Below are 25,725 nucleotides of genomic sequence, written 5' to 3' on the forward strand. Positions count from 1 at the left end.
AACCGGGACCCCTATTAGGCGTACCATTGGACGGCCCCCGCCCGCCGTTCCCCGGGGTTCCCAGAGGCCTACATGCTCCAGCCCGTCTCGGCCAACACCGATCTGGCCGCCGCCCCGCCCGAGGCGCCCGCAGCCGCCCCCCAGCCCGTCCTGCGGGTCAGCACGCTTTCCCCCTTTGCCTTTCCCGCGTTCCGCATCATCTGGATCGCCAACCTGTTCGCCAACCTGGGCACCTGGGCGCAATCCGTCGCCGCCGCCTGGGTCATCACCACCGAACAGAGCAGCCCGCTGATGGTCGCGATGATCCAGGTGGCGGCGGCCTTCCCGCTGGTGGCGCTGTCCATCCTGACCGGCGTGCTGGCCGACAACTACGACCGCCGCAAGGTCATGCTCACCGGCATGCTGCTGGAACTGGCCGGCGGCATCTTCATCACCATCCTGGCATTCGCCGGCCTCTTGCACCCGGTCACCCTGATCATCTCGGTGTTCTGCATCGCCATCGGCAGCGCGGTCGTCACGCCCGCCTGGCAGGCCGCGGTAGGCGAACAGGTGCCGCGCGCCCACGTCGGCAGCGCAGTGTTGCTGAACAGCGTGAACTTCAACGTGGCGCGCGCCGTCGGCCCCGCCATCGGCGGCCTGCTGCTGGGCGCCACGGGCGCGCCCACCGTGTTCCTGCTGAACTGCGTCTGCTACGCCGGGCTGATCTGGGCCATCTGGCGCTGGCGCCGCGACATTCCCGAGCGGCGCCTGCCGCCCGAACGGCTCTTCGAAGGCGTGATCGCCGCGTTGCGCTACACCCAGCATTCCACCGTGACGCGGCTGGTGATGCTGCGGGCCTTTGCCTTTGGCCTGTCGGCCAGCGCCCTGTGGGCGCTGCTGCCGTTGCTGGCCTATGGCCACGAAGACGGCAACGCGCTGCTGTACGGCTACATGCTGGGCGCATTGGGCGTGGGCGCCATCCTGGGCAGCGCCGTGGTTCGCCGGCTGCAGGCGGCCTGGGGCGCAGGCGGGCTGGTCAGCGCCGCCGCGGGGCTGCTCGCGGCCTGCCTGGTGGCGCTGGGCACGACCACCACCTTGTGGGTGGCCTTTCCCGCGCTGCTGCTGTCCGGCGGCTGCTGGATCGGCGTACTGGCCACCTACAACACCACGGTGCAGATGCTGGTGCCCGACTGGGTCAAGGCGCGCTCGCTGGCGCTGTACCAGACCGCCATCTTCGGCGGGCTGGCGGCCGGCTCGTTCATGTGGGGCCATTTCGCCGGCACCATGGGCGTGTCCGGCGCCCTGTCGGCAGCCGGCATCATGCTGGGCATCACCGTGGCCCTGCTGTACCGCTCGCGCCTGCCCGAACAGGTCGACACCCAATCGCTGGCACGCGCCGACAGCACCGAACCGGCCCTGTCGGCCGCGGGCTTCAACACCCAGCACGGCGCGGTGCTGGTGGCGGTGGAATACCTGATTCCCAAGGAAAAGCTGTCCGAACTCATTCGTGCCGCCGGACCGCTGCGCCAGCTGCGGCTGCGCAACGGCGCGCAGCAATGGCAGCTGTTTCGCGACCTGGAACGCGAAGGCGTCTGGCGCGAGGTCTTCCTGGTGGAAAGCTGGATGCAGTACCTGCGCATGCTCGATCGCCTGACGCTGGCCGACAAGATCGTGCTGGACCAGCTGCGGGCGCTGCACACGGGCGACAAACCGCCGGTGGTGTCGCGCAACGTCAGCTACCTGGCCATGAACGAAGCCCAGGGCTTCTCGCTGCGCCGCGAACCCGAATCCCTCTGACCCACAAGGCCCGACCATGCTGACCTCTCTCTGGCGTAAATGGCGTGCGTCGGGCCATGGCGGGCCTGCCCTGGACGTGATCCTGGCCGGCGCCGATCCCGATGCGCCGCTGGCACAGCGCAATCTGTGGATGGTGGACCTGTGCCGCTGGATCGACCGGCCAGGCCGTGCGCCGGCCGACGATGGCCGCCATCCGCAGCATGCGCGCCTGCGCTACGTGCTGCAGGTGCTGGAGCACAACCCGGCGCTGGCCACGCCCGTCGCCGCCACGCTGCGCTCGCTGATCGCCGACAACGACCCCACCTCGCTGCTGTGCGACACCGGCGTGGCCTCGCACCCCGGTTTCTGGGGCGAATTCTGGGAACGCGCGCAGGCCCGGCTGCTGCCGCCGCCGCCCAACCGCAGCGACATGTTCGGCCTGTTCTCGCTGATCTTCCGCAAGGCCCACGATGCCTCGTGGATCGAAGCGCTGGACGACGACACGCTGACGCGCATGCGCCTGCTGTTGCGCCACGGCGACGGCGTGACGCGTGCCGATCCCGCCGCCCCCGAACCGCCGCCCCGTTTCCTCGAGGAAGCCCTCACCAGCAGCATCCAGGTGCTGGCCAGCCAGGTGCGCGCCACCGGCCTGAGTCAGGACATCCGCTCGCGCCTGCCCGGCCGCGTGCGGGAAAATCCCTTCTTTCCGCTGGCCACGGCCGCCGCCGAACTGTGCGACAGCGCACCCGATACCCCGCGCGAGGTCTTCGGCCGGCGCCTGAACGTGTTCCGCGCGCTGCTCGACAGTTGCCGCGCGGCCTCGCAGCAGGTCTATGCCGAACTGGAACAGAACGGCGTATCGGTCGAAGTCGTCTTCCAGATCGAACGCATGAAGCTGCGCCTGGCGCGCATCGAACTGCTGCTCAGCGTATGGGTCGACCCCACCCAGCGCCATAAATACGTACACCTGGCTGCCGAACTGATCCGCTCGACCCAGGCTCGCAGCAGCATCCGTCACCTGGCCGCCTCGTCGTTCGCGCAACTGGCCCGCCGCGTCATGGAACGCACCGCCGAAACCGGCGAACACTACATCGCGCGCGACCCCGCCGAATACCTGACGATGCTCAAGGCCTCGGCCGGCGGAGGCTTGGTGATGGTGCTGACGGTGTACCTGAAGTTCTTCATCGTCTCGCTGCACCTGGACAAGTTCATCGAAGGCCTGCTGGCCTCGCTGAACTACGCGGGCGGCTTTCTCGCCATCCACTTCGCTCACTTCACGCTGGCCACCAAGCAGCCCGCCATGACCGGCCCGGCGCTGGCTCACCGGCTGGACGAGGCCAACACCCCCGAGGGCCGCGAGGCCTTCCTGGACGACACCTTGTCCATGATCCGCTCGAACGCGGCCGCCATCCTGGGCAACCTGGCGGTGGTGTTTCCGCTGGCCTGGGCGGTGCAGTGGGTGGCGCAGAACGCGCTGGGCCGGCCGCTGATCGACGCGCAGAAGGCACAGACCACGCTCGACTCGTTCTCGGCCTGGGGCCCCACGCCCATCTACGCCGCCGCCACCGGCGTGCTGCTGTGGCTGTCCAGCCTGGTCGCCGGATGGGCCGACAACTGGTTCGCCCTGCACCGCGTGCACGACGTGATGGCCTACGACCGGCGCGTGCGCCACCTGTTCGGCACGCGCGGCGCGGCCCGCTGGGCGGGATTCTGGCAACGCAATATCTCCGGCATCGCCGGCAATGTCTCGTTGGGGCTGATGCTGGGCCTGGGGCCGGCCATCGTCAGCTTCTTCGGGCCGCACGTCGAAGTGCGCCACGTGACGCTTTCCGCCGGCCAGATCGGATCGGCCATCGGCGCGCTGGGCTGGGAAGTGGTGCACACGCACGCGTTCTGGATGGCGGTGGCGGGCACCGCCTTGACCGGCATCCTGAACGTGGGGGTGAGCTTCGCATTGGCCTTCAACGTGGCGCTGCGCTCACGCAACCTGCGCCGCGGCGATCGCCAGGCGCTGGCCCTGGGCGTGCGCCGACGCATCTGGCAGCGCCCCGCCACGCTGTTCTGGCCGGTCAAGCCGCGGCCGGCGGCGCCGCAAGCCTGACCGGGGCCGCGCGGGCACGCCAGGCGGCGCCGCGCACGTCGAAGGGCGAACCCGCAGCCGGCGCTACACGCCCGCTTCCGGCGCCCAGCCGCCCGCCACGCGCTGCATGCGCGGCGATTCGAACGCACAGGCCAGCGGAATCGGCGCACCCTCGGCATCCACCAGCCGCGTGCGCCAGCGCTCGCCCTGGCACATGGCCACCACGATGCCGGCCACGTGCGCCTGGCAGCGCTGCAGCAACGTCAGGGCCGATGCCATGGTCTGGCCGGTGCTGACCGCATCGTCCACCACCAGCACGCGCCGCCCGCGCAGCATTTCCGCCAGGTTAGGGTCCACGTACAGCAGCTTGCCGGCATCCGGCGTGGTCAACGAGCGCACCGGCACGGCCAGGCTTTCGTCATACCAATACTTGCGCGAATAGCCGAACGGCACGTAACGCGAAAAGCCCAGCCCGCGCGCCACCAGCGGCGCGAATGCCAGCCCCAGCGTGGGCAGGCCCACCACGATCTCGGCGCCGAAGGCGCGCGCCCGTTCGGCCATGAAGCCGGCCAAGGTCTCCACCACGTCCAGGCTGGCGTGGTTGGCGATCAGCGACGCCACGCAGCGCCGCGGATCGGCCGGCACGCCGCGCAGCGGCAGCACCAGGTAACGGCCGTCAGGCAGGCGCGCCGGATAGCCGCGCGAGTAGGGCGGCTCGGCAGGAATCGTCAGCGCGTCGGCGACGACGATCTCCTGCCAGTAGCCGGTGGTGGCGTCGAACGGTAGGAAGTCAGGCTCAGGGGCGTGCTCGCCCTGGACATCAGTAGCAGTCATGCGGTTCAGGAGCAGGGCGGCCGGCAGCGCTCAGCGCGCGCCGTCGGCCAGGAAGGCCTCGGCCAGCTTGACCCAGTAGCTGGCGGTGACCGGAAGAATGGCGTCGTTGAAGTCGTAGTCGGGGTTGTGCACCATGCAGCCGCCTTCGCCCTCGCCGTTGCCCACGATGAAATAGCTGCCCGGCACCGCTTCCAGCATGAAGGCGAAATCGTCGCTGGCCTGCAGCGGTTCCAGGTCGGGAATCACGAGCGACTCGCCCAGCCAGTCGCGCGCCACGGCGGCCGCGAATTCGGTGGCGCCGGCATCGTTCACCACGGGCGGATAGCGCCAGCGGTAATCCACCGTCACGCTGGCCCGGTGCACCGCGGCCTGGGCCGTCGCGATCGCCGTGATGCGCTCGCGCAGCAGGGCGCGCGTCGTGGGCTTGCGGGCCCTGACGGTCAGGCGCAGCTCGACGGTCTTGGGAATCACGTTCGGCGCATCGCCGCCGTGAATGGCGCCGATGGTCACCACGGCCATGTCGTTGGGATCGATCTCGCGCGACACGATGGTCTGCAAGGCCAGCACGATATGGGCCGCAGCCACCACCGGGTCCACCGCCACGTGCGGCATGGCGCCGTGCCCGCCGACGCCGCTGACCGTCAGCACCACCGTGTCCGACGAGCTGTACATGGCCCCGGCGCGAAAACCGAAATGCCCGGCCGGATAGCCCGGCTCGTTGTGAAAGCTGTACACCGCGTCGCACGGAAAGCGCTCGAACAGGCCGTCGGCGATCATCTTCTGCGCCCCGCCGTGGCCTTCCTCGGCCGGCTGGAAGATCAGGTGCAGCGTGCCATCGAACTGGCCGCGCTGCGCCAGCGCCTGCGCCGCGGCCAGCAGCGTGGCGGTGTGGCCGTCGTGGCCGCAGGCGTGCATCTTGCCCGGGTGGGCGCTGGCATAGGGCAGGCCGGTGGTCTCGTGGATGGGCAGGGCGTCCATGTCGGCGCGCAACCCCAGGCGGCGCGTGCCGGTGCCCCGCCGCAAGGTGCCCACCACGCCGGTCACGCCCAGGCCGCGGTGCACCTCGAAACCCCAGGCCGCCAGGCGCTCGGCCACCAGGTCGCCGGTGGCGACCTCTTCATAGGCCAGTTCAGGGTGGGCGTGGATGCGGTGGCGCAACGCCACCATGTCGTCCTGGATCGCACGGATCTCGGGCAGCACGGGGCCGGTAACGGCGAAGCTCATGGCGTCTACTCCTGCTGGATGTTGGCGCTTTTGACGATGTGCGCGTATACGTCTTTCTCTTTCTTCAGGAACGCGGCGAAGGCCTCGGGCGAGCCCTGGCCGGCGATGGCGCCGCCCTCGGCCAGGCGCTTTTGCACGTCGCTCATCTGCAGCACCGCGTTCAGTTCCTGGTTCAGGCGTTGCACCACCTCGGGCGGCGTGCCCGCCGGCACGAATACGCCGGTCCAGGTATTCAATTCAAAGCCCTTGAGTTCGGGCGTTTCGGCAAACGCCTGCACGTCCGGCAGCGTGGCGATGCGCGTGGCCGACGTCAGCCCCAGGGCGCGCAGCTTGTTCTGCTGCACCAGCGGCGTGGCGCTGGTGGTGACCAACAGGCCCAGGTCCACCTGGCCGCCCATGACATCGTTGGTGATCTGCGCGCCGCCGCGGTAGGGCACGTGCACCAGCTTGACCTTGGCCTGCTCCTGCATCACTTCCATCGCCAGGTGCAGCACGGTGCCCACGCCCGACGAGGCGTAGGTCAGCGTATCCGGCTTGCTGCGCGCCAAGGCGATCAGTTCCTGCATGTTGTTGGCCGGCAGGCCCGGACGGGCCAGCAGCACCACCGGCGCGGTGGTCACCAGCGCCACGGGCGCCAACGCCGTCTCGGCGTCGTATTTCACGGCCGGGTTGATCAGCCGCGCCACGCTGACCGGGCCGTCAAAGCCCATCACCAGCGTGTAGCCGTCGGCTGCCGCATGCGTGGCCTTGGCCACGCCCAGCACGCCGCCCGCGCCCGCCACGTTGTCCACGATGATGGACTGCTTCAGGCGCTCGGACAGCTTCTGGGCCACCAGGCGGGCGGTGGTGTCCACGTTGCCGCCCGGGCTGACGGGCACGATCAGGGTCAGCGGCTTGGCCGCGGGCCAGGCGTCGGCGGCACAGGCGGCCGGGGCGACACACAGCGCGGCCGCCAGCGTGGTGACGGACAGGAACAGGCGTTTGAACATGATGACGTGGATCCGCAACGGGCAAGGCGCGTCGGCCGACCGGCGCGCGCAGAGGGCGAGGGCGCCATCGTACGCAGCATCGCGTCATAACTGAAATGGGTTATTTTTATAGATTCATCAGGTAAATCTATGACCAAGCCGCCAGACCGGGGCCCGGCCCCGGCGTCCGCCAGCCCTGCCCGCCAGCCCACGCTGCGCCAATTGCGCGGCTTCAAGGAAGTGGCCCGCCACGCCAGCTTCAGCCGCGCGGCCGAGGCCCTGGCCCTGAGCCAGCCCGCCCTGTCGTCCGCCATCCGCGAGCTCGAAACCCTGATGGGCGTGACCCTGTTCGACCGCGGCACCCATCACGTGCGCCTGACGCCGGCCGGCCAGGCCGCGCGCGCGCAGATCGAATGGCTGCTCAACAGCTACACCCAGGGCACCGACGACCTGCGGCGCCTGCTGGACACCCAGGCCGCCACGGTGCGCATCGGCTGCATTCCGTCCACCATGCACCTGCTGGCGCCCGCCGTGGCCCAGTGGCGGCTGCGCCACCCCGAGATCGTGCTGATCCTGTCCGACCACCTGAACGACGAACTGATGGCCGCGCTGGCCAATGGCGAACTCGACATCGGCCTGGGCCTGGATTTCGGGCTGGCGCCGGGCCTGGCGGCAGCCTTCGTGGCCGAAGACGACCTGGTCGCCGTGCTGTCCGACAGCCACCGCCTGTCGCGTCGCCGCCAGATCACCTGGCAGGACCTGAAGCGCGAACCCCTGGCTGTGCTGTCGCGCGGCAGCACCTACGAGATGATCATGTCGGCGCTGCGCCAGCAGGGCGCCGACCTGGCCGCCACCGACACGCTGAACTACACCGATACGCTCTACAGCCTGGTGCGCGCCGGCCTGCGGGTCGGCCTGATCTCGCGCCTGTACACGCAGGGACAGCGCCCCGACGGCCTGGCGATCGTGCCGCTGCAGCATCCACGGCTGACGCGCCGCATCAGCCTGATGACACGCGCCCCCGAACAACAGGCGCGTGCCGCCGTGCAGCGCTGCTACACCGAACTGGCCAGTCTGCTGCGGGCCCGCGCCGCCGCGGCATCGGCCGCCGCGGCAACGGCCGCCGCGCCAACGTGAAGGCGCCCCCATCGCATCAGAACGTAATGGTGGCCGTGACCGTATCGCTGTAGTCGCCCGGCCGCGGCGTCGTCTGCACCGGCACGCGGCCGTACACCGTGAACTGCTGGTTGGCGCCCGTGCCCGTGCGAGCCAGCGGCGTGCCACCCGTGACGCCATCGCCCCAGATCGTCGCGTAGTTGCTGTCCTGGTACAGCTGGTAGCTGACCGTATCTGCCGCGGTCTGGTGCTTCATCTTGCGCGCCGCCACGTTGTTGGCGACCGAACCGCCGCTGAGCGCCACCGAGAAGGCGTTGTTGTTGGTGCAGCGCACCGTGATCGTGCCATTGGCCGTCACCACCTGGTTCAACAGACCTTGCGGCGGAAACGCCAGGTTGGTCGCATTGATGGTGCAGTTCTTCTGCACGGTCGCCTGCACGTTCAGCGGGATGCTCAGCGTCTGGGTTGGCGCGGCAATCGGGCAATTGATCAGCAGGGTGGACAGCAAGCCGACGGAAATGTCGACGCGGGCCGTCGTGGTGTAGGTCTCGCTGTAAAGCGTATTCGCATTGCCGATGGTCGATACGCTTGATTGCCCGCCCGGCAGCTTGCCATAGAACGAAAACGACGCCGACGCACTGCCGCCAAGCGCCGGACCCACCAGCAGCACCGAGGTCGGCGCGCTGGTCGTCGCCGCGCCCCACACCTGGGTATGGCCGCTGTCCGAGTACAGGTTGTAGTTCATGCGCAAAGCGCCGGCCCCCAGCGCCCGCGCGGCCACCGACGGACTGGTGTTGCCCACGCCTGCCGAAAAGCACAGGCGCGCACCCAGTGCCAAGGCCGTGAAATTGCAGGTCACCGTGACCGTGTTGCTGTCGGCAAACGTATCGGCAGGCAGCAACGGATTGACGGTGCCGAAGTTGACCGAGCTGACGGTGCCGGCCGCCAAAGAGCAAGTCGTCGCCTGCGCATTTGCCGACCACCCCAACCCCAGCAAGGCTCCCACCAAGAACAACGCGCACTTCATTGACCCGGCTCCTTCAACGGCTGGCACACGAACGGCCCCAATGTCGGCAATGGCCGCGCGGGGTCATGCTGATACGGAAACTCCACCACGCAGGACACGCCGCCGCCCTTGATGCGCAGATGGTTCTCCGGCTTCAGGTCTTCGACAAAGGCGATGCCGTCGTACCCCACCACCGACTGCTTGCCGCTTTCCCCATGCGCCACCTGCACGCCCACCGGCACCGCGCTGCCATCCGGCAGCTGCAACACCACCGACGCCGCGGCGTAGCGCTGCAGCTGGAACTTGGCCAGCACGCCGGAACCGGCCTGCGGCACCACCACGACCTTGGTGGATTCCAGCTTCATGTCCACCGGCAGCTCGTCGGGGTCGATGGACAGGCGGTTGATCTGATAGGAATTCAGGTCCGGCACCAGCAGGTGCCCGGCGCTGTTGGTGCGGCCCAGCTTGCGGTTTTCGTGCAGCACCGCCACGTCCGGCGTGCCATCGGTGCTGACCAGCGCAAAGCCGTCGTTGATGCGGCGCGACGGCGTCAGGGACCCATCCATCAGCACCACCGCGCCAGAAGCCTGCACCGCCGCCTGGCTCTTGCCCGCGTAGTCCTGGCCCAATGCGGTCAGCTGACCGTAGCGGCCCAGGAACTGCACCTTGCCCTGGTTGTACTGGCCGCCGCCGCTGCGGCCGTTCTCCACGCCCCAGCCCCAGCCGCCGTCGTAGTCCACGTTGCGCTGCGCGCCGACGCTGTAGATATTCTGCTCGCCCTGCTTGCCGGCCGACGCGTTGATCTGGGTGTTGTCGCCCAGCAGGATGGAAAAGGCCAGGTAGACGCCGTGCGAACCGGTCTGGGCGAAATCGTTGTACGCGCTTACGTTCATCGACACGCGGCTGTGCAGATTGGCCGTATAGGACGCCGACCCGATCCTGGCGGCCGGCGACTGCGGCATGCGAAAGCCGATGTAGCTGAACGCCATGCTCTGCGAGGTCGTGAGCGGCAGCGAAAACGTCACCCGGTCGGTCTGGCGCGGCACCGGCACGTCTTCGCGTGAACCCAGGTCGCCGTAATCGCCCAGCGCGCGCACGGTCTGCAGTTCCACGCTGAAGGCGGGCTGCACATACTGATAGCCCAGGCTGACCTGCCCGCCCGCATGATTGCCGGCGCTGCCTGACAACGCCCCGTTGATCACACCGGCCTGCCCCAGCCGCACCAACGCGCCCGCCCCCACGTTGTAGACGCCCGCGCTCATCTCGCTATGGCCCTCGACCGTCAACGCATCGTCCAACCCATAGCGGCCGGACGCCGTGAACGCGGGCCGCTTGTCGTAATCGAACGACCGCACGCTGAACAGGCGCCGCGCAAAGCCCGCTTCGATGGAATAACTGGACAGCCCCGCTGCCAGCATGCGGGTGTCGATATACAGCGGCACCGACGTGCTGACGCTGCGACCCAGCGCGTCGCGTGTCACCAGCGTGGCCTGGCCCGACCCGGTTATCCCGGGAATCTGGTTCACCACGAACGGCCCGGCCGGCACATTGCCCGAATACTGCTGCACCCCGTTCACGTACAGCGACACCGACGAGGGCACCACCGACGAGGCGCTCAAGGACGACACCGGAAAGGTCACCAGGTCTGGCCGCAACGCAAAGTTGCGCCCCCACTGGATGCCCGCCACCCGCACCGAGCGCGACCAGTTCAACGACGACGTGATCGTGTCGCCCACTCGCAGCGTGCGCAGCGTTTCCTGGTTCGACTGGGTCCAGTAGGTGTCGTAGCGCACATAGCGGTCGGCGCGTCCGCCCAGGTAGGCGGTGCCGGTATTGTTGAACGTGCCGTGCGGATCGAAATAGCGCTGCTCGGTATACATCGACACCTTGTTGTAGGCGTCGGTCTGCGCATAGGCCTCGTAATTCAGGATCAGGCCGCGGCCCGAGGTGGCCGGCGGCGTCTTGGGCAGGCCGCGCGTGTCCACCTGGTAAGGCTGGCGCAGCGCGTCCGGCACCACCAGGTTCACCGATTGCATCGCCGCGTTGTACGTGTAGCGCAGGCCGGCCACGTCATCGAGCCGGACCTCGCTGTCCGGCGATGCACCCAGCTTGCTGATGTCCACTCCCACCGACCCCAGGGCGCCGGGGCTGGCCGACAGCCGCCCCTGCGCATCTCGAAAGCGCAGCAACTGGGTGGTGTTCACACCGTTGATACTCACCTCCAAATAGACGTCGCGTTCGGCGATATCGCCGAACGACACCAGTTGGATGGGCGCGTCCGCCGCAGCCGCCGACGCCCCGATCAAGAAGAGCGCGAGACGGCATGCGCAGCGCCCGCAAGCACGGATAGCGCGTCCTGCCATGGGCTGCCTTCTCTTACCCCGCGGCCGCCGGCAAGGCAGGCGCGCAGCGCAATCAGTCAGTCAACTCGCGGAGTCACGGTGACGGCGCTGCCGTTCACCAGAGCCTTGATTTTCAGCGGGCCGGCCGCGCCGTGTTTGACGGGTATCCGCCATTCGCGCTGCCGCTGAGCCAATGCGTAACCCAGCAGGCCATCCACTTTCGCCACCTGCGCATCCGCGCCGGTCACGATCTGCAGCGACGCCACCTGGGCATAGCGCGTGCCGGTGTTGGCCAGCCGCAGGACCCATTCCTTGTCCGCGCGCGTCACTCGCCAGTCCAGTTCGGGCGTCGGCTCGGGCGTGGCGCCCGCCACGAACACCGGCACCGAATAACGCATGCGCAACACGACGCCGTTGACCAGCGGGGTGGCAGGGTCCGGAATCTCGTCGATCACCAGGCGGTAGCTTTTCTGCAGCGGCGCCAGGTCATTGCCCGCCCGCACCAGCCGCACCAGTTGCTCGCCCTTGGCCGGCACCTGGATGATGGGCGGGCTGGCCTGGATCTCGGTCGTGGGCGTCAGCACGTCGTCACCCTGCGCCTGGTCCCAGGCATATACGCGCACCTGGCCGTAGATGGGCGTGGTTCCGGGATTGCGCAGCATGATGCCGGTGGCGGCCTGCTGCGGCGCCAGGTCCACCAGCACCGGCGATATCTGCAATGTCGCCGCTTGCGCAGGCAGGCTGGCCACGCCGATGCAGGCGGCCAGCAGCGCGCCTGCCAGCCATCGGATCACGCCGCTCCCGCCCGAATGATTTCCGATCGGGCGACCCACTAGAAATACACCGTCGCGGTGACGGTGGACGAATACGTATCGGGCGCCGGGGTCGCCTGCGCGGGCACCGTACCGGTGACCGTCAACGCCTGCGATGCCCCGCTGCCGGTGCCGCCGACGCGATCCGACGCGCCGGTGTCGCCCCACACCACGGTCTGGTTCGGCGCGGGCTGATACAGCTGATAGGCCACGGTGGACGCCGTGTTGCCCGTGGCCGTACCGTTCATGAGCCGGTTGGTCAGGGTGGACCCGGTGCCGGTGCCGGCGCTCAGGCCGACCGTATAGGGGGTGGTGTTGGTGCAGGTGACATTCACGGTGGTGGTATTGCTGAACGCGGTGTTCAGAACCCCGTGACTGCCGAAATTGAGATTATTCGCGGCGATGGTGCAGTTTGCCGTGATGGTCAGCGTCACCACCATGTTGGCGGTGGTTTGTGCCTGGGCCGCCAGCGGCATTGCACCGGCGGTCGCCAAAGCCAGAGTCGTCGCGCACAAAGACAAGCGTTTCATGAAATCACCCCCACGAAATACTGTTGCACTATCAGACTTGCATACGAAACATGGTACGTCGGATATAGCGGCGAAGCGCGATTCGGTTAATTTTCAAATTGGGTTATTTACCCTTTCTAACCGATTCGATTAAAAAACCGCGGCGAGCGGACGCGGTTTCTCTATGAAAACATGCTTCGGGCAGTATGGGATAAATTGTTGTAAATCAGCAAATTAGATAATTTCTATTAGTAACAAAAACCACGGAATTCAAGACCTTTGCGGCACTGCACGATTATCCGGGCGGATTATTGGGCCGACGACAAAGCGTGACCACCCGGTCGCATTATCTGGCGCAGCGTCCCCGACCCATCCGACACGCCGGGCCGGCCACCCGTGGCTGACGAAGCGTTGAATCGCCATGTCGCACTAGAATCAACGCACCACCCCCTCACTTCCGGTCAGCGCCCCCTGGGCCCTGACTGCTTGCCGCGCGGCTCCTCATGTTCTCGTTCTCACGCAATACCATCTATCCCGCGGGCCAGGGCCTGCCGGCGTCCGAGCGCCTGGGCGCGCTGTTGGCCGTCATGCTGGCCGTCTGCATGGCCAGCCTGGACACCGCCATCGCCAACACCGCGCTGCCCACCATCGCGCGCGACCTGCAGGCCAGCGATGCCGGTTCCATCTGGGTCATCAGCGGCTACCAGCTGGCCATGGTCGCGGGCCTGTTGCCGGCGGCCGCGCTGGGCGAGATCCTGGGGCATCGGCGGGTGTACATGGTGGGCATCGTGGTGTTCACCCTGTCGTCGCTGGCGTGCGGGCTGGCGCCGTCGCTGCCGGTACTGGTGGCGGCGCGCATCCTGCAAGGGCTGGGCGCGGCCGGCGTCATGAGCGTCAACGCCGCCTTGCTGCGCTTCATCTATCCCGCCCCCGTGCTGGGGCGCGGCATGGGGCTGAACGCAATGGTGGTGGGCCTGTCATTTGCCGCCGGCCCCACCGCGGCGTCCACCATCCTGCTGTTGGGGTCGTGGCATTGGCTGTTCCTGATCAACGTGCCCATCGGCTTGCTGGCCATGGGGCTGGGCCTGCGCGGCCTGCCCGAAACCACGCGGTCGACGCACGGCTTTGACGGCGTGGCCGCGGCCCTGTGCGCGACGACGCTGGGCCTGTTCGTGCTGGGCTCGAACGAACTGGCGCACAGCGCGCCGTGGCCGCGCGTCACGCTGGAATGGGGGCTGGCCGCAGCCAGCCTGTGGCTGCTGATGCGCCGGCAAGCCGGCCATCCGGCCCCGATCCTGGCGGTGGACCTGCTGCGCCGGCCGCTGTTCGCGCTGTCGGCCGCCACGGCCGTCTGCGCCTTCGCGGCACAGGCGCTGGCCTTCGTGTCGCTGCCTTTCCTGTTCCAGACCGTGCTGGGCTATACCCAGGTGCACACCGGTTTCCTGATCACGCCGTGGCCGGTCGTGGTGGCCATCATGGCGCCCATCGCCGGGCGCCTGTCGGACCGCTATCCGGCAGGCATGCTGGGCGGCGTGGGCCTGGCCTTGCTGGCCTTGGGCATGGCCTCGCTGGCCCTGTTGCCGGCCACGCCGTCGGCCTGGGACATTTCCTGGCGCATGGCGCTGTGCGGCGCCGGCTTCGGTTTCTTCCAGTCGCCCAACCTGCGCGCCATCATGACGTCGGCTCCGCCGTCGCGCGCGGGCGGCGCCAGCGGCATGATCGGCACGGTGCGCCTGCTGGGCCAGGCCACCGGCGCCGCCCTGGTGGCGGCGTGCTTCAACGTGTCGACCACGCATGGCGCGGTGATGTCGCTGTGGCTGGGCGGCCTGTGCGCAGCGCTGGCCAGCCTGGCCAGTTTCGCACGGCTGCGTTTCGGCGCCGTGGAGCCCGCGCAAGCGGCGGCAACCCGCTGAAACCCCGATTTATTGCGGTTAATTTCGATATATTCCAGGACGGGCCAGACATATACGTAAGATGTGCAACACCTGCTAAATATCGTTCAGGCGGGGCCGTTGTCCGGGTGTAGTCCCTCTCTACACCCTAGAAAGACGCGTATGACACAGTTCCTGAAAGACATCACCATCCGCCGCATGATCCTGTGCACCCTGCTCATGATCAGTGTCCTGCTAGCCGGCCAATCGGCCATCAGCGTAAATGGTTTGCACAACTCCGGTGAAGCGCTCGCCGCCAGCAACGAACTCCTGAACGAAGTCTCTTCGCTTGCCCGCATCAACGACCAGATCATGCGGGCCCGCCTGCGTCTGTCCCGCCAATTGGAATACGCCCGCGACGGCCTGGCCGCCCCAGCCGCGGAGGAAGGCCGCGCCATCGACGTGGCCGTGCAGGAAGCCCGCAAGAACCAGGCGTTGTTCCTGGAATCTGCCCAGCGGGATACCCCAGCCGCCATTCTGGACCCGCTGCGCAGCGACTTCGATGCGCTGGTCAATGGCGGTATCGCCGTCCAGCGAGGCTTTCTGGCCCAGGACGATGTTGAAAAGGCCCGCGCTCACGCCGCCGGCCCGGTCATCACCGCCAGCCGGGCCTATGGCAAAAGCATTGAAAACTACGAGGCCTATGCCAAGGAACGCCAGGAGGCGCTGGGCAAACGCGCCGTCGACGAACGCCGCAACGCCTACCTGGGCATCGGCATCGTGCTGGGCGTGAGCCTCTTGCTGCTGTTCCTGGGTGACCGCTACGTCGTGGCCTTCGTGCGGCGCCCGCTGGACGACATCAAGCAGCATTTCCAGCACATCAGCCGCGGCGACCTCACCGTGCCCATCGCCACGTTCGGCGGCAACTGCGCCGGGCAGCTGATTCCCTATCTGCAGGAAATGCAGGCCAGCCTGGCCCGCACCGTGCATGCCGTGCGCGACGGCGTGGCCGAGATCAACACCGGGTCCAGCGAAATCGCCGCTGGCAACCAGGACCTGTCCAGCCGCACCGAGCAGCAGGCCGCGTCGCTGGAAGAAACCGCCGCCAGCATGGAAGAGCTGCTGTCCACCGTGACCAGCAATGCCGACAACGCCCGCCAGGCCAACGCCATGGCGGCCGAGGCGTCACAGGTGGCGCGCCGCGGCGGCGAGGCCGTGCAAAGCGCCGTGGCCACCATGCGTGAAATCGCGCAGGACTCGGGCCGCATCGAAGACATTGTCGGCGTGATCGACGGCATTGCGTTCCAGACCAACATCCTGGCCCTGAACGCGGCGGTGGAAGCCGCCCGTGCCGGCGAGCAAGGCAAGGGCTTCGCGGTGGTGGCGGGCGAAGTGCGTTCGCTGGCGCAGCGCAGCGCCAGCGCCGCCAAGGAAATCAAGCAATTGCTCAGCACATCCGGCGCCACGGTGCAGGCCGGATCCGTGCAGGTCGAGACCGCCGGGCGCACCATGCAGGAAATCCAGGCGGTGATCGAACGCCTGACGCTGCTGGTGGGCGATATCGCCGCCGCCTCGCGCGAACAGGTGACGGGCATCGACCAGGTCAACACCGCGGTCACGCAGATGGACCAGGTGACGCAGCAGAACGCGGCCCTGGTCGAACAGGCCGCCGCCGCAGCCGCCTCGCTGGAATCGCAGGCCCAGCGTCTGCAAAGCTCGGTCAGCGCCTTCCGGCTGCCTGGCCCGGATGCCGGCCACGAGAACTTGGCCCTGCCGGTACGGGAACGCCTGGCGCTATCGGCGTGATCCCGCAGGCGGACCGTCGCCACGGCCCGCCTGTCGGCAAGACAAGTCACGCCTTATTCCAGTGCGGTGGCGCACACGGGCTCGCCGTGGCGCACGACCCGCTTGGGCAGCTCGCCGCCGATCCAGTAGGCCAGTTCGGCGGGATGTGAAATATCCCAAGCGACAAAGTCGGCCGTCATGTCCGCCGCCAACACGCCGTGCGTGGCCTGCAAGCCCAGCGCACGAGCCGCGTGCACGGTGGCCCCGGCCAGCGCCTCTTCCGGCGTCAGTCGGAACAGCGTGCACGCCATGCCCAGCATCAGCCGCAAGGACAGGGCAGGCGACGTGCCCGGATTCAGGTCGCTGGAAATCGCGATCGGCACGCCATGGCGGCGCAGCAGTTCAATGGGCGGCAGTTGCGTTTCGCGTAGCGCATAGAACGCGCCCGGCAGCAGCACCGCCACCGTGCCCGCCGCAGCCATTGCCAATATGTCGGATTCGGTCAGGTATTCCAGGTGGTCCGCCGACAGCGCGCCGTAGCGCGCGGCCAGACTGGCGCCGTGCAGCGAAGACAACTGCTCGGCGTGCAGCTTGACCGGCAGGCCAAGGTGCGCGGCAGCCTGGAACACGCGTTCGACCTGCGCCGGTGAAAACGCCAGGTGCTCGCAGAAGGCATCCACCGCATCGACCAGCCCTTCGGCCGCCAGCACCGGCAACATGCGGCGCGCCACTTCATCGATATAGTCGTCGGCGCGGCCGGAAAATTCCGGGGGCAGCGCGTGCGCGGCCAGGCAGGTGGCGCGCACCGTGAGCGGCAGCGTCTGGCCCAGGCGCCGCGCCACGCGCAGCATCTTGCGTTCGTTGGGCAGGTCCAGCCCGTAGCCCGATTTGATCTCCAGTGTCGTCACGCCGTCCCGCAACAGGTGCAGGGCGCGCTGGCGGGCGCTGGCATACAGCTGCGCTTCGGTGGCCTCGCGGGTCGCGCGCACCGTGCTGGCAATGCCACCGCCCTGCGCCGCGATCACCGCGTAATCCACGCCTTGCAGCCGCTGCTCGAATTCCTGGCTGCGGTTGCCGCCGAACACCAGGTGGGTGTGGCAGTCGATCAGACCGGGCGTGACCCAGGCGCCGCCCAGGTCATGTTCGTGCTCGGTGGCGATGTGCGGCAGCGCGTCTTCGGGGCCGATCCAGGCGATGCGCGCGCCGTCGGTCACCAACGCCGCGCGTTCGATCATCGAATAGCGGCCATCGGCCATGGTGGCCGCGTGGCAGTTGCGCCATACCCGTTTCATCGCGCGCTCCGTCAAAGACTGGGCAACAGGCCCGGGGGCACCAAAGCATTCAAGTGGCGCGCGCCGATCAATTGGCTGGCTGCTTCGATGTCGGGCGCGAAGAAGCGGTCTTTCTCGTAGTGCGCCACCTTTTCGCGCAGCAGGCCGCGGGCCCGCTCCAGCTTGGGCGACGTCTTCAGGCCGGCGCGAAAATCCAGCCCCTGGCAGGCGCCCAGCCATTCGATCGCCAGGATGTCGCGCACGTTCTCGGCCATGGGCCACAGCCGCTTGCCGGCGTTCGGCGCCATCGATACGTGGTCTTCCTGGTTGGCCGACGTGGGCAGGCTGTCGACGCTGGCGGGATGGGCCAGCGCCTTGTTGTCGCTGGCCAGCGCCGCCGCGGTCACCTGGGCGATCATGAAGCCCGAATTCACGCCGCCATTGCTGACCAGGAAGGGCGGCAGCTGCGACATGTGCTTGTCCATCATCAGCGAAATACGGCGTTCGGACAGGGCGCCGATCTCGGCCAGCGCCAGCGCCAGGTTGTCGGCCACCAGCGCCACCGGTTCGGCGTGGAAATTGCCGCCCGACAGCACGTCGCCTTGCTCGGCGAACACCAGCGGATTGTCGGACACCGCGTTGGCCTCGATCTGCAGCACCTCGGCCACATGGCGGATCTGCGTCAGGCAGGCGCCCATGACTTGCGGCTGGCAACGCAGCGAATAGGGGTCCTGGACCTTGTCGCAATCCACGTGCGAATGGCCGACCTCGCTGTCGTCGGTCAGCAGGTCGCGGAACACCGCGGCCACGTCGATCTGGCCGATCTGGCCGCGCGCCTCGTGAATGCGGGCATCGAACGGCACGCGCGAGCCCAGCATGGCCTCCACGCTGAGGCTGCCGCAGACCAGGCCAGCGGCCAGCAGGTCTTCGGCTTCGAACAGGCCGCGCAGCGCATAGGCCGTGGAGACCTGGGTGCCGTTCAAGAGCGCCAGCCCTTCCTTGGCGGCCAGCGTCAGGGGTCCGAGCCCGGCGCGGGCCAGGGCTTCTTTGGCCGGCAGCCATTCGCCGCGATGGCGCGCCCGGCTCTCACCCAACAGCAGCAGCGACATATGCGCCAGCGGCGCCAGGTCGCCCGAGGCGCCCACGGACCCCTTGAGCGGGATGTGCGGATAGACGCCGGCATTGACCAGCGCAATCAGGCTGTCGATGACCTGGCGGCGTATGCCCGAGCGGCCCCGCGCCAGGCTGTTGATCTTGAGCACCATGATGAGCCGCACCATCGCATCGTCCAGCGGCTCGCCCACGCCGGCCGCGTGCGACAGCACCAGCGAGCTTTGCAGCGCCTGCAGGTCTTCGCGCGCGATCTTGGTGGACGCCAGCAAGCCGAAGCCGGTATTGATGCCGTAGGCCGTGCGGCCTTCGGCGATGATGCGCTCGACGCAGGCGACGCTGGCGTCAATGGGGCCGTAGGCCGCCGGGTCCAGCGTCACGCGGCCCGGCTCTTGGTACACCTGGCGCAATTGCGCCAGGGAGAGATGGCCGGGATTCAGGTGCAGATCCATTGTTTTTCTCCAGGACGATGCGTCCGTGTCATGCAATATCGTACGGCCGGCAGCGGCCGGCCGTTGCTGTCGAGCGTCCGCCGTGTCTCAACGGCCGGTATCGATCATCGGCAGATTCAACCCTTGCTCGCGGGCGCAATCGATGGCGTCTTCATAGCCGGCGTCGGCATGGCGCATCACGCCGGTGGCCGGGTCGTTGGTCAACACCCGGGCGATGCGTTCGGCGGCGGCGTCGGTGCCGTCGCACACGATCACCATGCCGGCATGCTGCGAGTAACCCATGCCCACGCCGCCGCCGTGATGCAGCGACACCCACGTGGCGCCGCCGGCCGTGTTCAGCAGGGCGTTCAACAGCGGCCAGTCGGAGACCGCATCGGAGCCGTCGCGCATGGCTTCGGTTTCGCGGTTGGGGCTGGCGACCGAGCCGGAATCCAGGTGGTCGCGGCCGATCACCACGGGCGCCGACAATTCCCCGCTGCGCACCATTTCATTGAAGGCCAGGCCCAGCTTGGCGCGCTGCCCCAGACCCACCCAGCAAATACGCGCGGGCAGCCCCTGGAAGTTGATGCGTTCGCGCGCCATGTTCAGCCAATTGTGCAGGTGCGCATCGTCGGGGATCAGTTCCTTGACCTTGGCGTCGGTCTTGTAGATGTCCTGCGGATCGCCCGACAGCGCGGCCCAGCGGAACGGCCCCACGCCACGGCAGAAAAGCGGGCGGATGTAGGCGGGCACGAAGCCGGGAAAATCAAACGCATCGGCCACGCCTTCTTCTTTGGCCATCTGGCGGATGTTGTTGCCGTAGTCGAAGGTGGGCACGCCTTTTTTCTGGAAGGCCAACATGGCCTTGACGTGCTCGGCCATGGATTGCTTGGCCGCCTTCACCACGGCAGCGGGCTCATGCCTGGCGCGTTCGCGGTAGTCGTCCCAGGTCCAGCCGGCGGGCAGATAGCCGTTCAACGGATCGTGCGCACTGGTCTGGTCGGTCACCATGTCCGGACGCACGCCGCGGCGCACCAGTTCGGGCAGCACCTCGGCCGCATTCCCGCACAGCGCGATCGAGATCGCACGGCCGGCCTGGGTGTACTTGGCGATGCGAGCCAATGCGTCGTCCAGGTCGGTGGCCTGCTCATCCACGTAACGGGTACGCAAGCGGAAATCGATGCGGCTTTGCTGGCATTCCACGGTCAGCGAGCAGGCGCCGGCCAGGGTCGCGGCCAGCGGCTGGGCGCCGCCCATGCCGCCCAGGCCGGCGGTCAGCACCCAACGGCCCGTCAGGTCGCCGCCGTAGTGCTGGCGGCCGGCTTCCACAAAGGTCTCGTAGGTGCCTTGCACGATGCCCTGGCTGCCGATGTAGATCCAGCTGCCGGCCGTCATCTGGCCATACATCGCCAGGCCCTTGGCATCCAGCTCGTTGAAGTGTTCCCAGGTGGCCCAGTGCGGCACCAGGTTGGAATTGGCGATCAGCACGCGCGGCGCATTGGCGTGCGTCTTGAACACGCCCACCGGCTTGCCCGACTGCACCAGCAGCGTTTCGTCGTCGTTCAGCCGGGTCAGGGCCTCGACCATCTTGTCGTAGCAATCCCAATCGCGCACGGCGCGGCCGATGCCGCCATAGACGACCAGTTCCTTGGGGTTCTCGGCCACATCCGGGTCGAGGTTGTTCATCAGCATGCGCAGCGGCGCTTCGGTCAACCAGCTCTTGGCGGTCAACGTATTGCCGCGCGGCGCGCGGATTTCAACATCGCGGTATCGGTTCGATTTTTCCAAGGTCGTCTCCATCATCACAGGCGCCGCGCCTTGCCGCGCGGCCATTGCCGAAATCATAGGATGCCTATGCTTGTATATACAAGTCGATCAAACAGGATTGCAGGTCAGGGATTTCCCGTAGCGCGGCGTGGGTTGCGGCTCAGGTACGCGGCGTCAATTCGATCAGGCAGGCATCCAGCATGCCGTCTGATTCGAGCCGGTATTCGGCCAGCCGGTCCTGCCCCTCGATATGCAGGCAGTCATACCGCGACGGGCCCGGCAATGCCTGGCCGTCGCACCATAGGCTCAGGTCCTGCCCGGCGTTAAGCAGCAGCACCGTGCGGGCCGCGCTATGGAACGTCCAGTGCCGCACGTCGCCAATCCACTGCAAGCGCGCGTGATAGCGGGCCGGCGAATAGATCAGGTTGAAATCGCGGATGGGGCCGTTGACCAGCTGGCAGTCCACCGCCGCGTCGCCTGAGAACGCGTAGGCCTGGCGCGGACCCAGCGGCGCCTGCGCCTGGCCGTCCACCGTCAGTGCAATCCCGGCGCCTTCCAGCACGGTGATGATGCGCTGCAAGCCGGTGAATGATGAAAAGCCGCCGTCCTGCGCCACCTCGGCAATCGACAGCCGCCAGTCGAACGCCGCGCTGCTGCCGCCCGGGTTGCACGCCACTTCCTGCGTGATGCCGCCGCCATTGCGCCACGGCATGCGGGGATAGTCCTGCGCCCGGTACAGGCGCGCATCGGGATGCTTCATTGGGAGAACTTTCCTTCAAGACGGTGACGCGAGCCGGGGTGGATCAGGCGGGCCAGCGTCACCACGCGCTCGCCCGACCAGGTGCGCCGACGGATCAGCAGACAGGGTTCGGTACGGTCGATCTGCAGCAGCTGGCATTCGCGCGGCTTGGCGACGATGGCCTCGACCACGTGCTCGCCTTCGGTCAGCGGCGCGACGCGGGTCAGGTATTCGTAGGGCGTGTGCCGCGTGAAATCCTGCTGCAGGTAGTCTGGCGCCAGCCGCACATTGACGTAGCGGTCTTCCAGCTGGATCGGCACGTCGTCTTCGAAGTGCACGATGATGGAATGGAACACCGGCTGGCCTTCGCGGATATCCAGCGCCGAGGCCTGCTCGCCGCCCGCGGGTTCTTCGACCAGCCGCACCACGCGGCTATGGTGCCGGTGGCCGCGGGCCGTGATTTCATCCGCAATATTGTTGACCGCGAACAGCGCCGAACGCGTCTTGGGCTGCGCCACGAACGTGCCCACGCCTTGCATGCGCACCAGCAGGCCTTCGGCCGTCAGTTCGCGCAGCGCGCGGTTGACGGTCATGCGCGAGTAGCCCAGTTCCTGCACCAGTTCGCTTTCGGACGGTACACGGTAATGCGCGGGCCAGGCGCCGCTGCGGATCTGCTGGGCGATCATCTGCTTGAGATGCGCATAGAGCGGTGCTGGCGGGGCAGTGGCCTGGGCCGGCAGGCGGGGCGGGGAAGAAGCCACGGAAATATCCTGTGTCGTGCCGTTGGTCGAAAGCGGATTATAGGGGGGTACTAGACATGTACAGACAAGGCGACCTGCGTCGTGCATCCACCTTCAAGCGGCCCCCGCGTTGCGCCGCAAATGACTGACAAATGCCGCCGCGGTGTCTGACAAGGTCTCGCCTTTGCGCGTCAGCACGCCGAAAGCCTTCAGGTCCTTGCCCACCGATAGGTTCAAGGCAGTCAACAGGCCGGCGCCCACGTGGTCGCGCAGCACCGATTCGGGCAGCATCGCGATGGCGTCGCTGGACTGCACCAGCTGCAAGGTGGCGAAGATGGACGAGCACTCGATGACATCGCCAGGGCCCGCCACGCCCGCCCGCGCGAATTCGCCTTCCAGCAGCACCCGCGCGGGGCTGGACAGCATTTGCAGCACCCAGGGCCAGCGCACCAGTTCGTCCCAGGTGAGCCGGCGCTTGCGCGCCAGCGGATGGCCATTACGCACGAATACCCGCAAAGGCTCGTCCGCCAGCGGCTGGAAATCGAAGCGGTTGTGGTCGAGCGGGCCCGTATAGCGTCCGACCGCCAGCTCGATTTCGTGACGGTCGAGCAGCAGGCCGATCTGGTCGCTGGTCTCTCCCAGGATGCGGATGTTCAGCCGCGGCCGCTCGCGCTTGATGTCGGCCACGGCGCGTGCCACCAGGTCGGGCGCGGCCCCCATGATGGCGCCGAACACCAGGTGTCCGTGGCCGCCGCGGCGCTTGGCGTCCAGGTCTTCCAGGAAGCGTTCCAGGCCAGCCTGTGTCTGGCGCGCATAGGTCACCACCTCCTGACCCAATGGGGTGACTGCCATGCCGCGCGCATGCCGCTCAAACAAGGCAAAGCCGAACGCTTGTTCGATATCCGCCAGCATCTTGGTGGCGGATGGCTGCGTGACGCTGATCTGTGCCGCCGCCTGGTTCAGGGTACCCGCTTCGTCCAGCGCGCTGAGCAGTGCCCAATGCTTGAGCCTGAGTCGATTCACCAGCCGCGGGGCCAGGGCCATGGGCCGCTCCGAGCGATTCCAAAACGGAATGTCTTGGTCTGAATAATTGATTGGAATGATATAGCCGGCCCTCCTACAGTTCAACGGACACGAACCCTTGGAACAAGGAGACAACATGACGCCATTCATTCCCGGCCAAGCGCCCGCCACCGCCTGCCTCGGAGCCGCCGCATGAACCAGCTGGACCTCAACGGACGCGTCGCGGTAATCACTGGCGGCGCGCAAGGCATCGGCTACGCCGTCGCCGAACGCATGCTGCGATCCGGCGCCCAGGTAGCGCTGTGGGACGTCAATGCAGCCGCCCTGGGTACTGCCCGCGAGGCGCTGGCCCCTCTGGGCAACGTCAGCATCGCCGACGTCGAACTGACGGCCGGCGCCTACGTCGACGCTGCAACCGCGGCCACGCTTCGAACGCACGGCCAGATCGACATCCTGGTCAACAGCGCCGGCATCACAGGCGGCAATGGCACGCTGTGGGAATTGCCCGTGGACATGTGGCGCCGCGTCATCGAGGTGAACCTGGTGGGCTCGTACCTGGCTTGCCGCGCCGTCGTGCCCCACATGATTGCACGCGGCTATGGCCGTATCGTCAACATCGCATCCATCGCGGGCAAGGACGGCAACCCCAATGCTTCGCACTACAGCGCTTCCAAGGCCGGGTTGATCGGGCTGACCAAATCGCTCGGCAAGGAACTGGCGCAGACCGGCGTGCTGGTCAACGCGGTGACGCCGGCGGCGGCCAAGACGCCTATCTTCGATTCGATGAAACCCGAGCACATCGATTTCATGCTGTCCAAAATTCCGATGGGCCGCTTCCTGCAGGTGGACGAAGCCGCCGCGATGATCGGCTGGCTCAGCTCCGAGGACTGCGCGTTCAGCACCGGCGCGGTGTTCGACCTGTCGGGCGGGCGCGCCACGTATTGAGCGCGTCCGAGCAGTCTCCGAGGCCCTGCCTGACAGGGCCTCGGCATAAAACATAACGAGGAGACGACACCATGACCCCCACCCAGGACGCCGCGCTGGCGCGCGCTACGGCCCGCGCCATCCGCCGGCTGGTCCCATTCCTGTTGCTGATGTATGTGCTGGCCTTCCTGGACCGCGCCAACATCGGCTTTGCCAAGAAGGCCTTCCAGCTGGACACCGGGCTGTCGGACGCCATGTTCGCGTTCGGCGCAGGCGTGTTCTTCATCGGCTACGCGCTGTTCGAAGTGCCCAGCAACATGATCATGCATCGGGTGGGCGCCCGCGCCTGGATGTGCCGCATCATGGTGACCTGGGGCCTGGTGTCGGCGGGCATGATGTTCGCCACCACCGAGACCGCCTTCTACACGCTGCGCTTCCTGCTGGGCGTGGCCGAGGCGGGGTTCTTCCCCGGCGTCATCTATTACCTGACCAAGTGGTTTCCGTCCGGTGCCCGCACCCGGGTGCTGGGCATGTTCTATTTCGGGGCGCCGCTGGCGTTCATCTTCGGCAGCCCCTTGTCCGGCCTGCTGCTGGACATGCACGGCGCCTTCGGGCTGCGTGGCTGGGAATGGCTGTTCCTGGTCGAAGGCCTGATGGCGTCGGCCGTGGGCATCTGGGCCTGGTGGTACCTGGACAATTCACCGCGCGACGCCAAATGGCTGACAGCGGAAGAACGCCGATTGCTGACCGGGGCCATCGAACGGGAAGACGCGCACAAGGCCGCGCATGGCCCCGGCACGGCGCTGCGTGCGCTGGCCAACGGCCGCGTGCTGTTCCTCTCGCTGATCTACTTCCTGATCCAGGTCAGCGTCTACGGCGTCGTGTTCTATCTGCCCACCCAGGTCGCGGCGTTGCTTGGCAAGAGCGTCGGCTTGCAGGTCGGGCTGGTCACCGCCATTCCGTGGCTGTGCGCGCTGGCGGCCACCTACTATCTGCCGCGCCATGCCGAACGCCACAGCAACCATGCAGGCCTTGCGCTCACCACGATGCTGGTCTGCGCGCTGGGCATTGCGGTATCGGTCAATACCGCATCACCGCTGCTGGCGATGGTGGCGCTGTGCCTGGCCGCGGCCGGCTTCATTGCCGTGCAGCCCCTGTTCTGGTCATTTCCCACCGATTACCTGAGCGGCGCGGCCGCCGCCAGCGGCATTGCATTGATCAACTCGCTGGGTTCCCTGGGCGGCTTCGTGGCGCCCAACCTGAAGACCTGGGCCGAACGCGCATTCGCCTCGCCCAGCGCCGGCCTGAATCTGCTGGCCGGCACCACCGTCGTCGGCGCCCTGCTGTTCCACGCGCTGCGCAAGCGCGGCCCCGCGACACGGACCAAGCCGTCCGTCAGCGCACCCTGATCCCTGACC

General features: G+C 67.6%; 20 protein-coding genes. 7 read left to right on the top strand and 13 right to left on the bottom strand.

Annotation, left to right across the window (positions count from 1 at the left end; genetic code table 11):
- Positions 1 to 72: 72 nt before the first annotated feature.
- On the top strand, positions 73 to 1,776 hold the full coding sequence (locus U858_RS0124875) for an MFS transporter (RefSeq protein WP_025139841.1): 1,704 nt from the start codon (positions 73 to 75) through the stop codon (positions 1,774 to 1,776).
- 16 nt (positions 1,777 to 1,792) lie between these two features.
- A complete protein-coding gene (locus tag U858_RS0124880) occupies positions 1,793 to 3,856 on the top strand; it encodes a site-specific recombinase (RefSeq protein WP_025139842.1) in 2,064 nt (687 codons plus the stop codon).
- Between the two features lie 63 nt (positions 3,857 to 3,919).
- On the opposite strand, the gene U858_RS0124885 is transcribed toward U858_RS0124880, so the two are convergent.
- Genes U858_RS0124885 through U858_RS0124895 form a run of 3 tightly spaced genes read right to left on the bottom strand, consistent with a single transcriptional unit; the run spans position 3,920 to position 6,882 of the window.
- Entirely contained in the window at positions 3,920 to 4,669 is a 750-nt protein-coding gene (locus tag U858_RS0124885) for a phosphoribosyltransferase (protein WP_025139843.1), read from the bottom strand.
- Between the two features lie 30 nt (positions 4,670 to 4,699).
- A complete protein-coding gene (locus U858_RS0124890) occupies positions 4,700 to 5,893 on the bottom strand; it encodes a M20 aminoacylase family protein (RefSeq protein ID WP_025139844.1) in 1,194 nt (397 codons plus the stop codon).
- A gap of 5 nt (positions 5,894 to 5,898) precedes the next feature.
- Positions 5,899 to 6,882 (bottom strand): tripartite tricarboxylate transporter substrate binding protein, encoded by a 984-nt coding sequence (locus U858_RS0124895; protein ID WP_029954281.1) that lies wholly within the window; start codon positions 6,880 to 6,882, stop codon positions 5,899 to 5,901.
- Positions 6,883 to 7,011: 129 nt separating this feature from the next.
- Between U858_RS0124895 and U858_RS0124900 the strand changes: the two genes are divergently transcribed.
- Positions 7,012 to 7,998 carry a LysR family transcriptional regulator gene (locus U858_RS0124900; RefSeq protein ID WP_025139846.1) on the top strand — a complete coding sequence of 329 codons (987 nt, stop codon included), beginning with the start codon at positions 7,012 to 7,014 and terminating at the stop codon, positions 7,996 to 7,998.
- A gap of 16 nt (positions 7,999 to 8,014) precedes the next feature.
- On the opposite strand, the gene U858_RS0124905 is transcribed toward U858_RS0124900, so the two are convergent.
- From U858_RS0124905 to U858_RS0124920, 4 genes are read right to left on the bottom strand one after another with little or no spacing between them, the layout of a single operon-like run.
- Positions 8,015 to 9,004, bottom strand: coding sequence for a spore coat U domain-containing protein (locus U858_RS0124905; RefSeq protein ID WP_025139847.1), 990 nt, complete (start codon positions 9,002 to 9,004; stop codon positions 8,015 to 8,017).
- Positions 9,001 to 11,346, bottom strand: coding sequence for a fimbria/pilus outer membrane usher protein (locus U858_RS0124910; protein ID WP_081821729.1), 2,346 nt, complete (start codon positions 11,344 to 11,346; stop codon positions 9,001 to 9,003). Before U858_RS0124910 ends, U858_RS0124905 begins: the two co-directional genes overlap by 4 nt.
- A 56-nt stretch (positions 11,347 to 11,402) precedes the next feature.
- Positions 11,403 to 12,119 carry a molecular chaperone gene (locus U858_RS0124915; RefSeq protein WP_025139849.1) on the bottom strand — a complete coding sequence of 239 codons (717 nt, stop codon included), beginning with the start codon at positions 12,117 to 12,119 and terminating at the stop codon, positions 11,403 to 11,405.
- Between the two features lie 38 nt (positions 12,120 to 12,157).
- A complete protein-coding gene (locus U858_RS0124920; RefSeq protein ID WP_025139850.1) occupies positions 12,158 to 12,667 on the bottom strand; it encodes a spore coat protein U domain-containing protein in 510 nt (169 codons plus the stop codon).
- A 482-nt stretch (positions 12,668 to 13,149) separates the two neighbouring features.
- Between U858_RS0124920 and U858_RS0124925 the strand changes: the two genes are divergently transcribed.
- Both U858_RS0124925 and U858_RS0124930 read left to right on the top strand, forming a co-directional pair.
- Positions 13,150 to 14,559 (top strand): MFS transporter, encoded by a 1,410-nt coding sequence (locus U858_RS0124925; protein WP_025139851.1) that lies wholly within the window; start codon positions 13,150 to 13,152, stop codon positions 14,557 to 14,559.
- 141 nt (positions 14,560 to 14,700) lie between these two features.
- On the top strand, positions 14,701 to 16,323 hold the full coding sequence (locus U858_RS0124930; protein WP_025139852.1) for a methyl-accepting chemotaxis protein: 1,623 nt from the start codon (positions 14,701 to 14,703) through the stop codon (positions 16,321 to 16,323).
- A 53-nt stretch (positions 16,324 to 16,376) separates the two neighbouring features.
- Here the strand turns inward: U858_RS0124930 and hutI are convergent, their stop codons facing one another.
- The 6 genes from hutI to U858_RS0124960 form a co-directional block, all read right to left on the bottom strand.
- A complete protein-coding gene (gene hutI, locus U858_RS0124935) occupies positions 16,377 to 17,594 on the bottom strand; it encodes an imidazolonepropionase (RefSeq protein ID WP_025139853.1) in 1,218 nt (405 codons plus the stop codon).
- A gap of 11 nt (positions 17,595 to 17,605) precedes the next feature.
- Entirely contained in the window at positions 17,606 to 19,135 is a 1,530-nt protein-coding gene (gene hutH / locus U858_RS0124940; RefSeq protein ID WP_025139854.1) for a histidine ammonia-lyase, read from the bottom strand.
- Between the two features lie 87 nt (positions 19,136 to 19,222).
- Positions 19,223 to 20,914, bottom strand: a complete 1,692-nt coding sequence (gene hutU, locus U858_RS0124945) for a urocanate hydratase (RefSeq protein WP_029954286.1) — start codon at positions 20,912 to 20,914, stop codon at positions 19,223 to 19,225.
- A 127-nt stretch (positions 20,915 to 21,041) separates the two neighbouring features.
- Complete coding sequence (locus U858_RS0124950; RefSeq protein ID WP_025139856.1) at positions 21,042 to 21,641, bottom strand: HutD family protein; 600 nt, start codon at positions 21,639 to 21,641, stop codon at positions 21,042 to 21,044.
- On the bottom strand, positions 21,638 to 22,381 hold the full coding sequence (gene hutC / locus U858_RS0124955; RefSeq protein WP_025139857.1) for a histidine utilization repressor: 744 nt from the start codon (positions 22,379 to 22,381) through the stop codon (positions 21,638 to 21,640). Before hutC ends, U858_RS0124950 begins: the two co-directional genes overlap by 4 nt.
- Before the next feature lie 93 nt (positions 22,382 to 22,474).
- On the bottom strand, positions 22,475 to 23,404 hold the full coding sequence (locus tag U858_RS0124960) for a LysR family transcriptional regulator (protein WP_025139858.1): 930 nt from the start codon (positions 23,402 to 23,404) through the stop codon (positions 22,475 to 22,477).
- A 171-nt stretch (positions 23,405 to 23,575) separates the two neighbouring features.
- On the opposite strand from U858_RS0124960, the gene U858_RS0124965 reads away from it, so the two are divergent.
- Together U858_RS0124965 and U858_RS0124970 are read left to right on the top strand one after the other, a co-directional pair.
- Positions 23,576 to 24,328, top strand: coding sequence for an SDR family NAD(P)-dependent oxidoreductase (locus U858_RS0124965; protein ID WP_025139859.1), 753 nt, complete (start codon positions 23,576 to 23,578; stop codon positions 24,326 to 24,328).
- A 71-nt stretch (positions 24,329 to 24,399) separates the two neighbouring features.
- Complete coding sequence (locus tag U858_RS0124970) at positions 24,400 to 25,716, top strand: MFS transporter (protein WP_025139860.1); 1,317 nt, start codon at positions 24,400 to 24,402, stop codon at positions 25,714 to 25,716.
- Positions 25,717 to 25,725 lie beyond the last annotated feature (9 nt).

This window comes from Achromobacter sp. DH1f, from assembly GCF_000633435.1.
GTDB lineage: Bacteria > Pseudomonadota > Gammaproteobacteria > Burkholderiales > Burkholderiaceae_B > Achromobacter > Achromobacter deleyi.

Excerpts from the sequence above, each read along its gene's own strand:
- U858_RS0124895 (WP_029954281.1), bottom strand. The coding sequence starts at position 6,882 with ATGTTCAAACGCCTGTTCCTGTCCGTCACCACGCTGGCGGCCGCGCTG.
- U858_RS0124890 (WP_025139844.1), bottom strand. The coding sequence starts at position 5,893 with ATGAGCTTCGCCGTTACCGGCCCCGTGCTGCCCGAGATCCGTGCGATC.
- U858_RS0124900 (WP_025139846.1), top strand. The coding sequence starts at position 7,012 with ATGACCAAGCCGCCAGACCGGGGCCCGGCCCCGGCGTCCGCCAGCCCT.
- U858_RS0124965 (WP_025139859.1), top strand. The coding sequence starts at position 23,576 with ATGAACCAGCTGGACCTCAACGGACGCGTCGCGGTAATCACTGGCGGC.
- hutU (WP_029954286.1), bottom strand. The coding sequence starts at position 20,914 with ATGGAGACGACCTTGGAAAAATCGAACCGATACCGCGATGTTGAAATC.
- U858_RS0124950 (WP_025139856.1), bottom strand. The coding sequence starts at position 21,641 with ATGAAGCATCCCGATGCGCGCCTGTACCGGGCGCAGGACTATCCCCGC.
- hutH (WP_025139854.1), bottom strand. The coding sequence starts at position 19,135 with ATGGATCTGCACCTGAATCCCGGCCATCTCTCCCTGGCGCAATTGCGC.
- U858_RS0124880 (WP_025139842.1), top strand. The coding sequence starts at position 1,793 with ATGCTGACCTCTCTCTGGCGTAAATGGCGTGCGTCGGGCCATGGCGGG.
- U858_RS0124905 (WP_025139847.1), bottom strand. The coding sequence starts at position 9,004 with ATGAAGTGCGCGTTGTTCTTGGTGGGAGCCTTGCTGGGGTTGGGGTGG.
- U858_RS0124920 (WP_025139850.1), bottom strand. The coding sequence starts at position 12,667 with ATGAAACGCTTGTCTTTGTGCGCGACGACTCTGGCTTTGGCGACCGCC.
- U858_RS0124930 (WP_025139852.1), top strand. The coding sequence starts at position 14,701 with ATGACACAGTTCCTGAAAGACATCACCATCCGCCGCATGATCCTGTGC.
- hutI (WP_025139853.1), bottom strand. The coding sequence starts at position 17,594 with ATGAAACGGGTATGGCGCAACTGCCACGCGGCCACCATGGCCGATGGC.
- U858_RS0124970 (WP_025139860.1), top strand. The coding sequence starts at position 24,400 with ATGACCCCCACCCAGGACGCCGCGCTGGCGCGCGCTACGGCCCGCGCC.
- U858_RS0124885 (WP_025139843.1), bottom strand. The coding sequence starts at position 4,669 with ATGACTGCTACTGATGTCCAGGGCGAGCACGCCCCTGAGCCTGACTTC.
- U858_RS0124875 (WP_025139841.1), top strand. The coding sequence starts at position 73 with ATGCTCCAGCCCGTCTCGGCCAACACCGATCTGGCCGCCGCCCCGCCC.
- U858_RS0124925 (WP_025139851.1), top strand. The coding sequence starts at position 13,150 with ATGTTCTCGTTCTCACGCAATACCATCTATCCCGCGGGCCAGGGCCTG.
- U858_RS0124960 (WP_025139858.1), bottom strand. The coding sequence starts at position 23,404 with ATGGCCCTGGCCCCGCGGCTGGTGAATCGACTCAGGCTCAAGCATTGG.
- U858_RS0124910 (WP_081821729.1), bottom strand. The coding sequence starts at position 11,346 with ATGGCAGGACGCGCTATCCGTGCTTGCGGGCGCTGCGCATGCCGTCTC.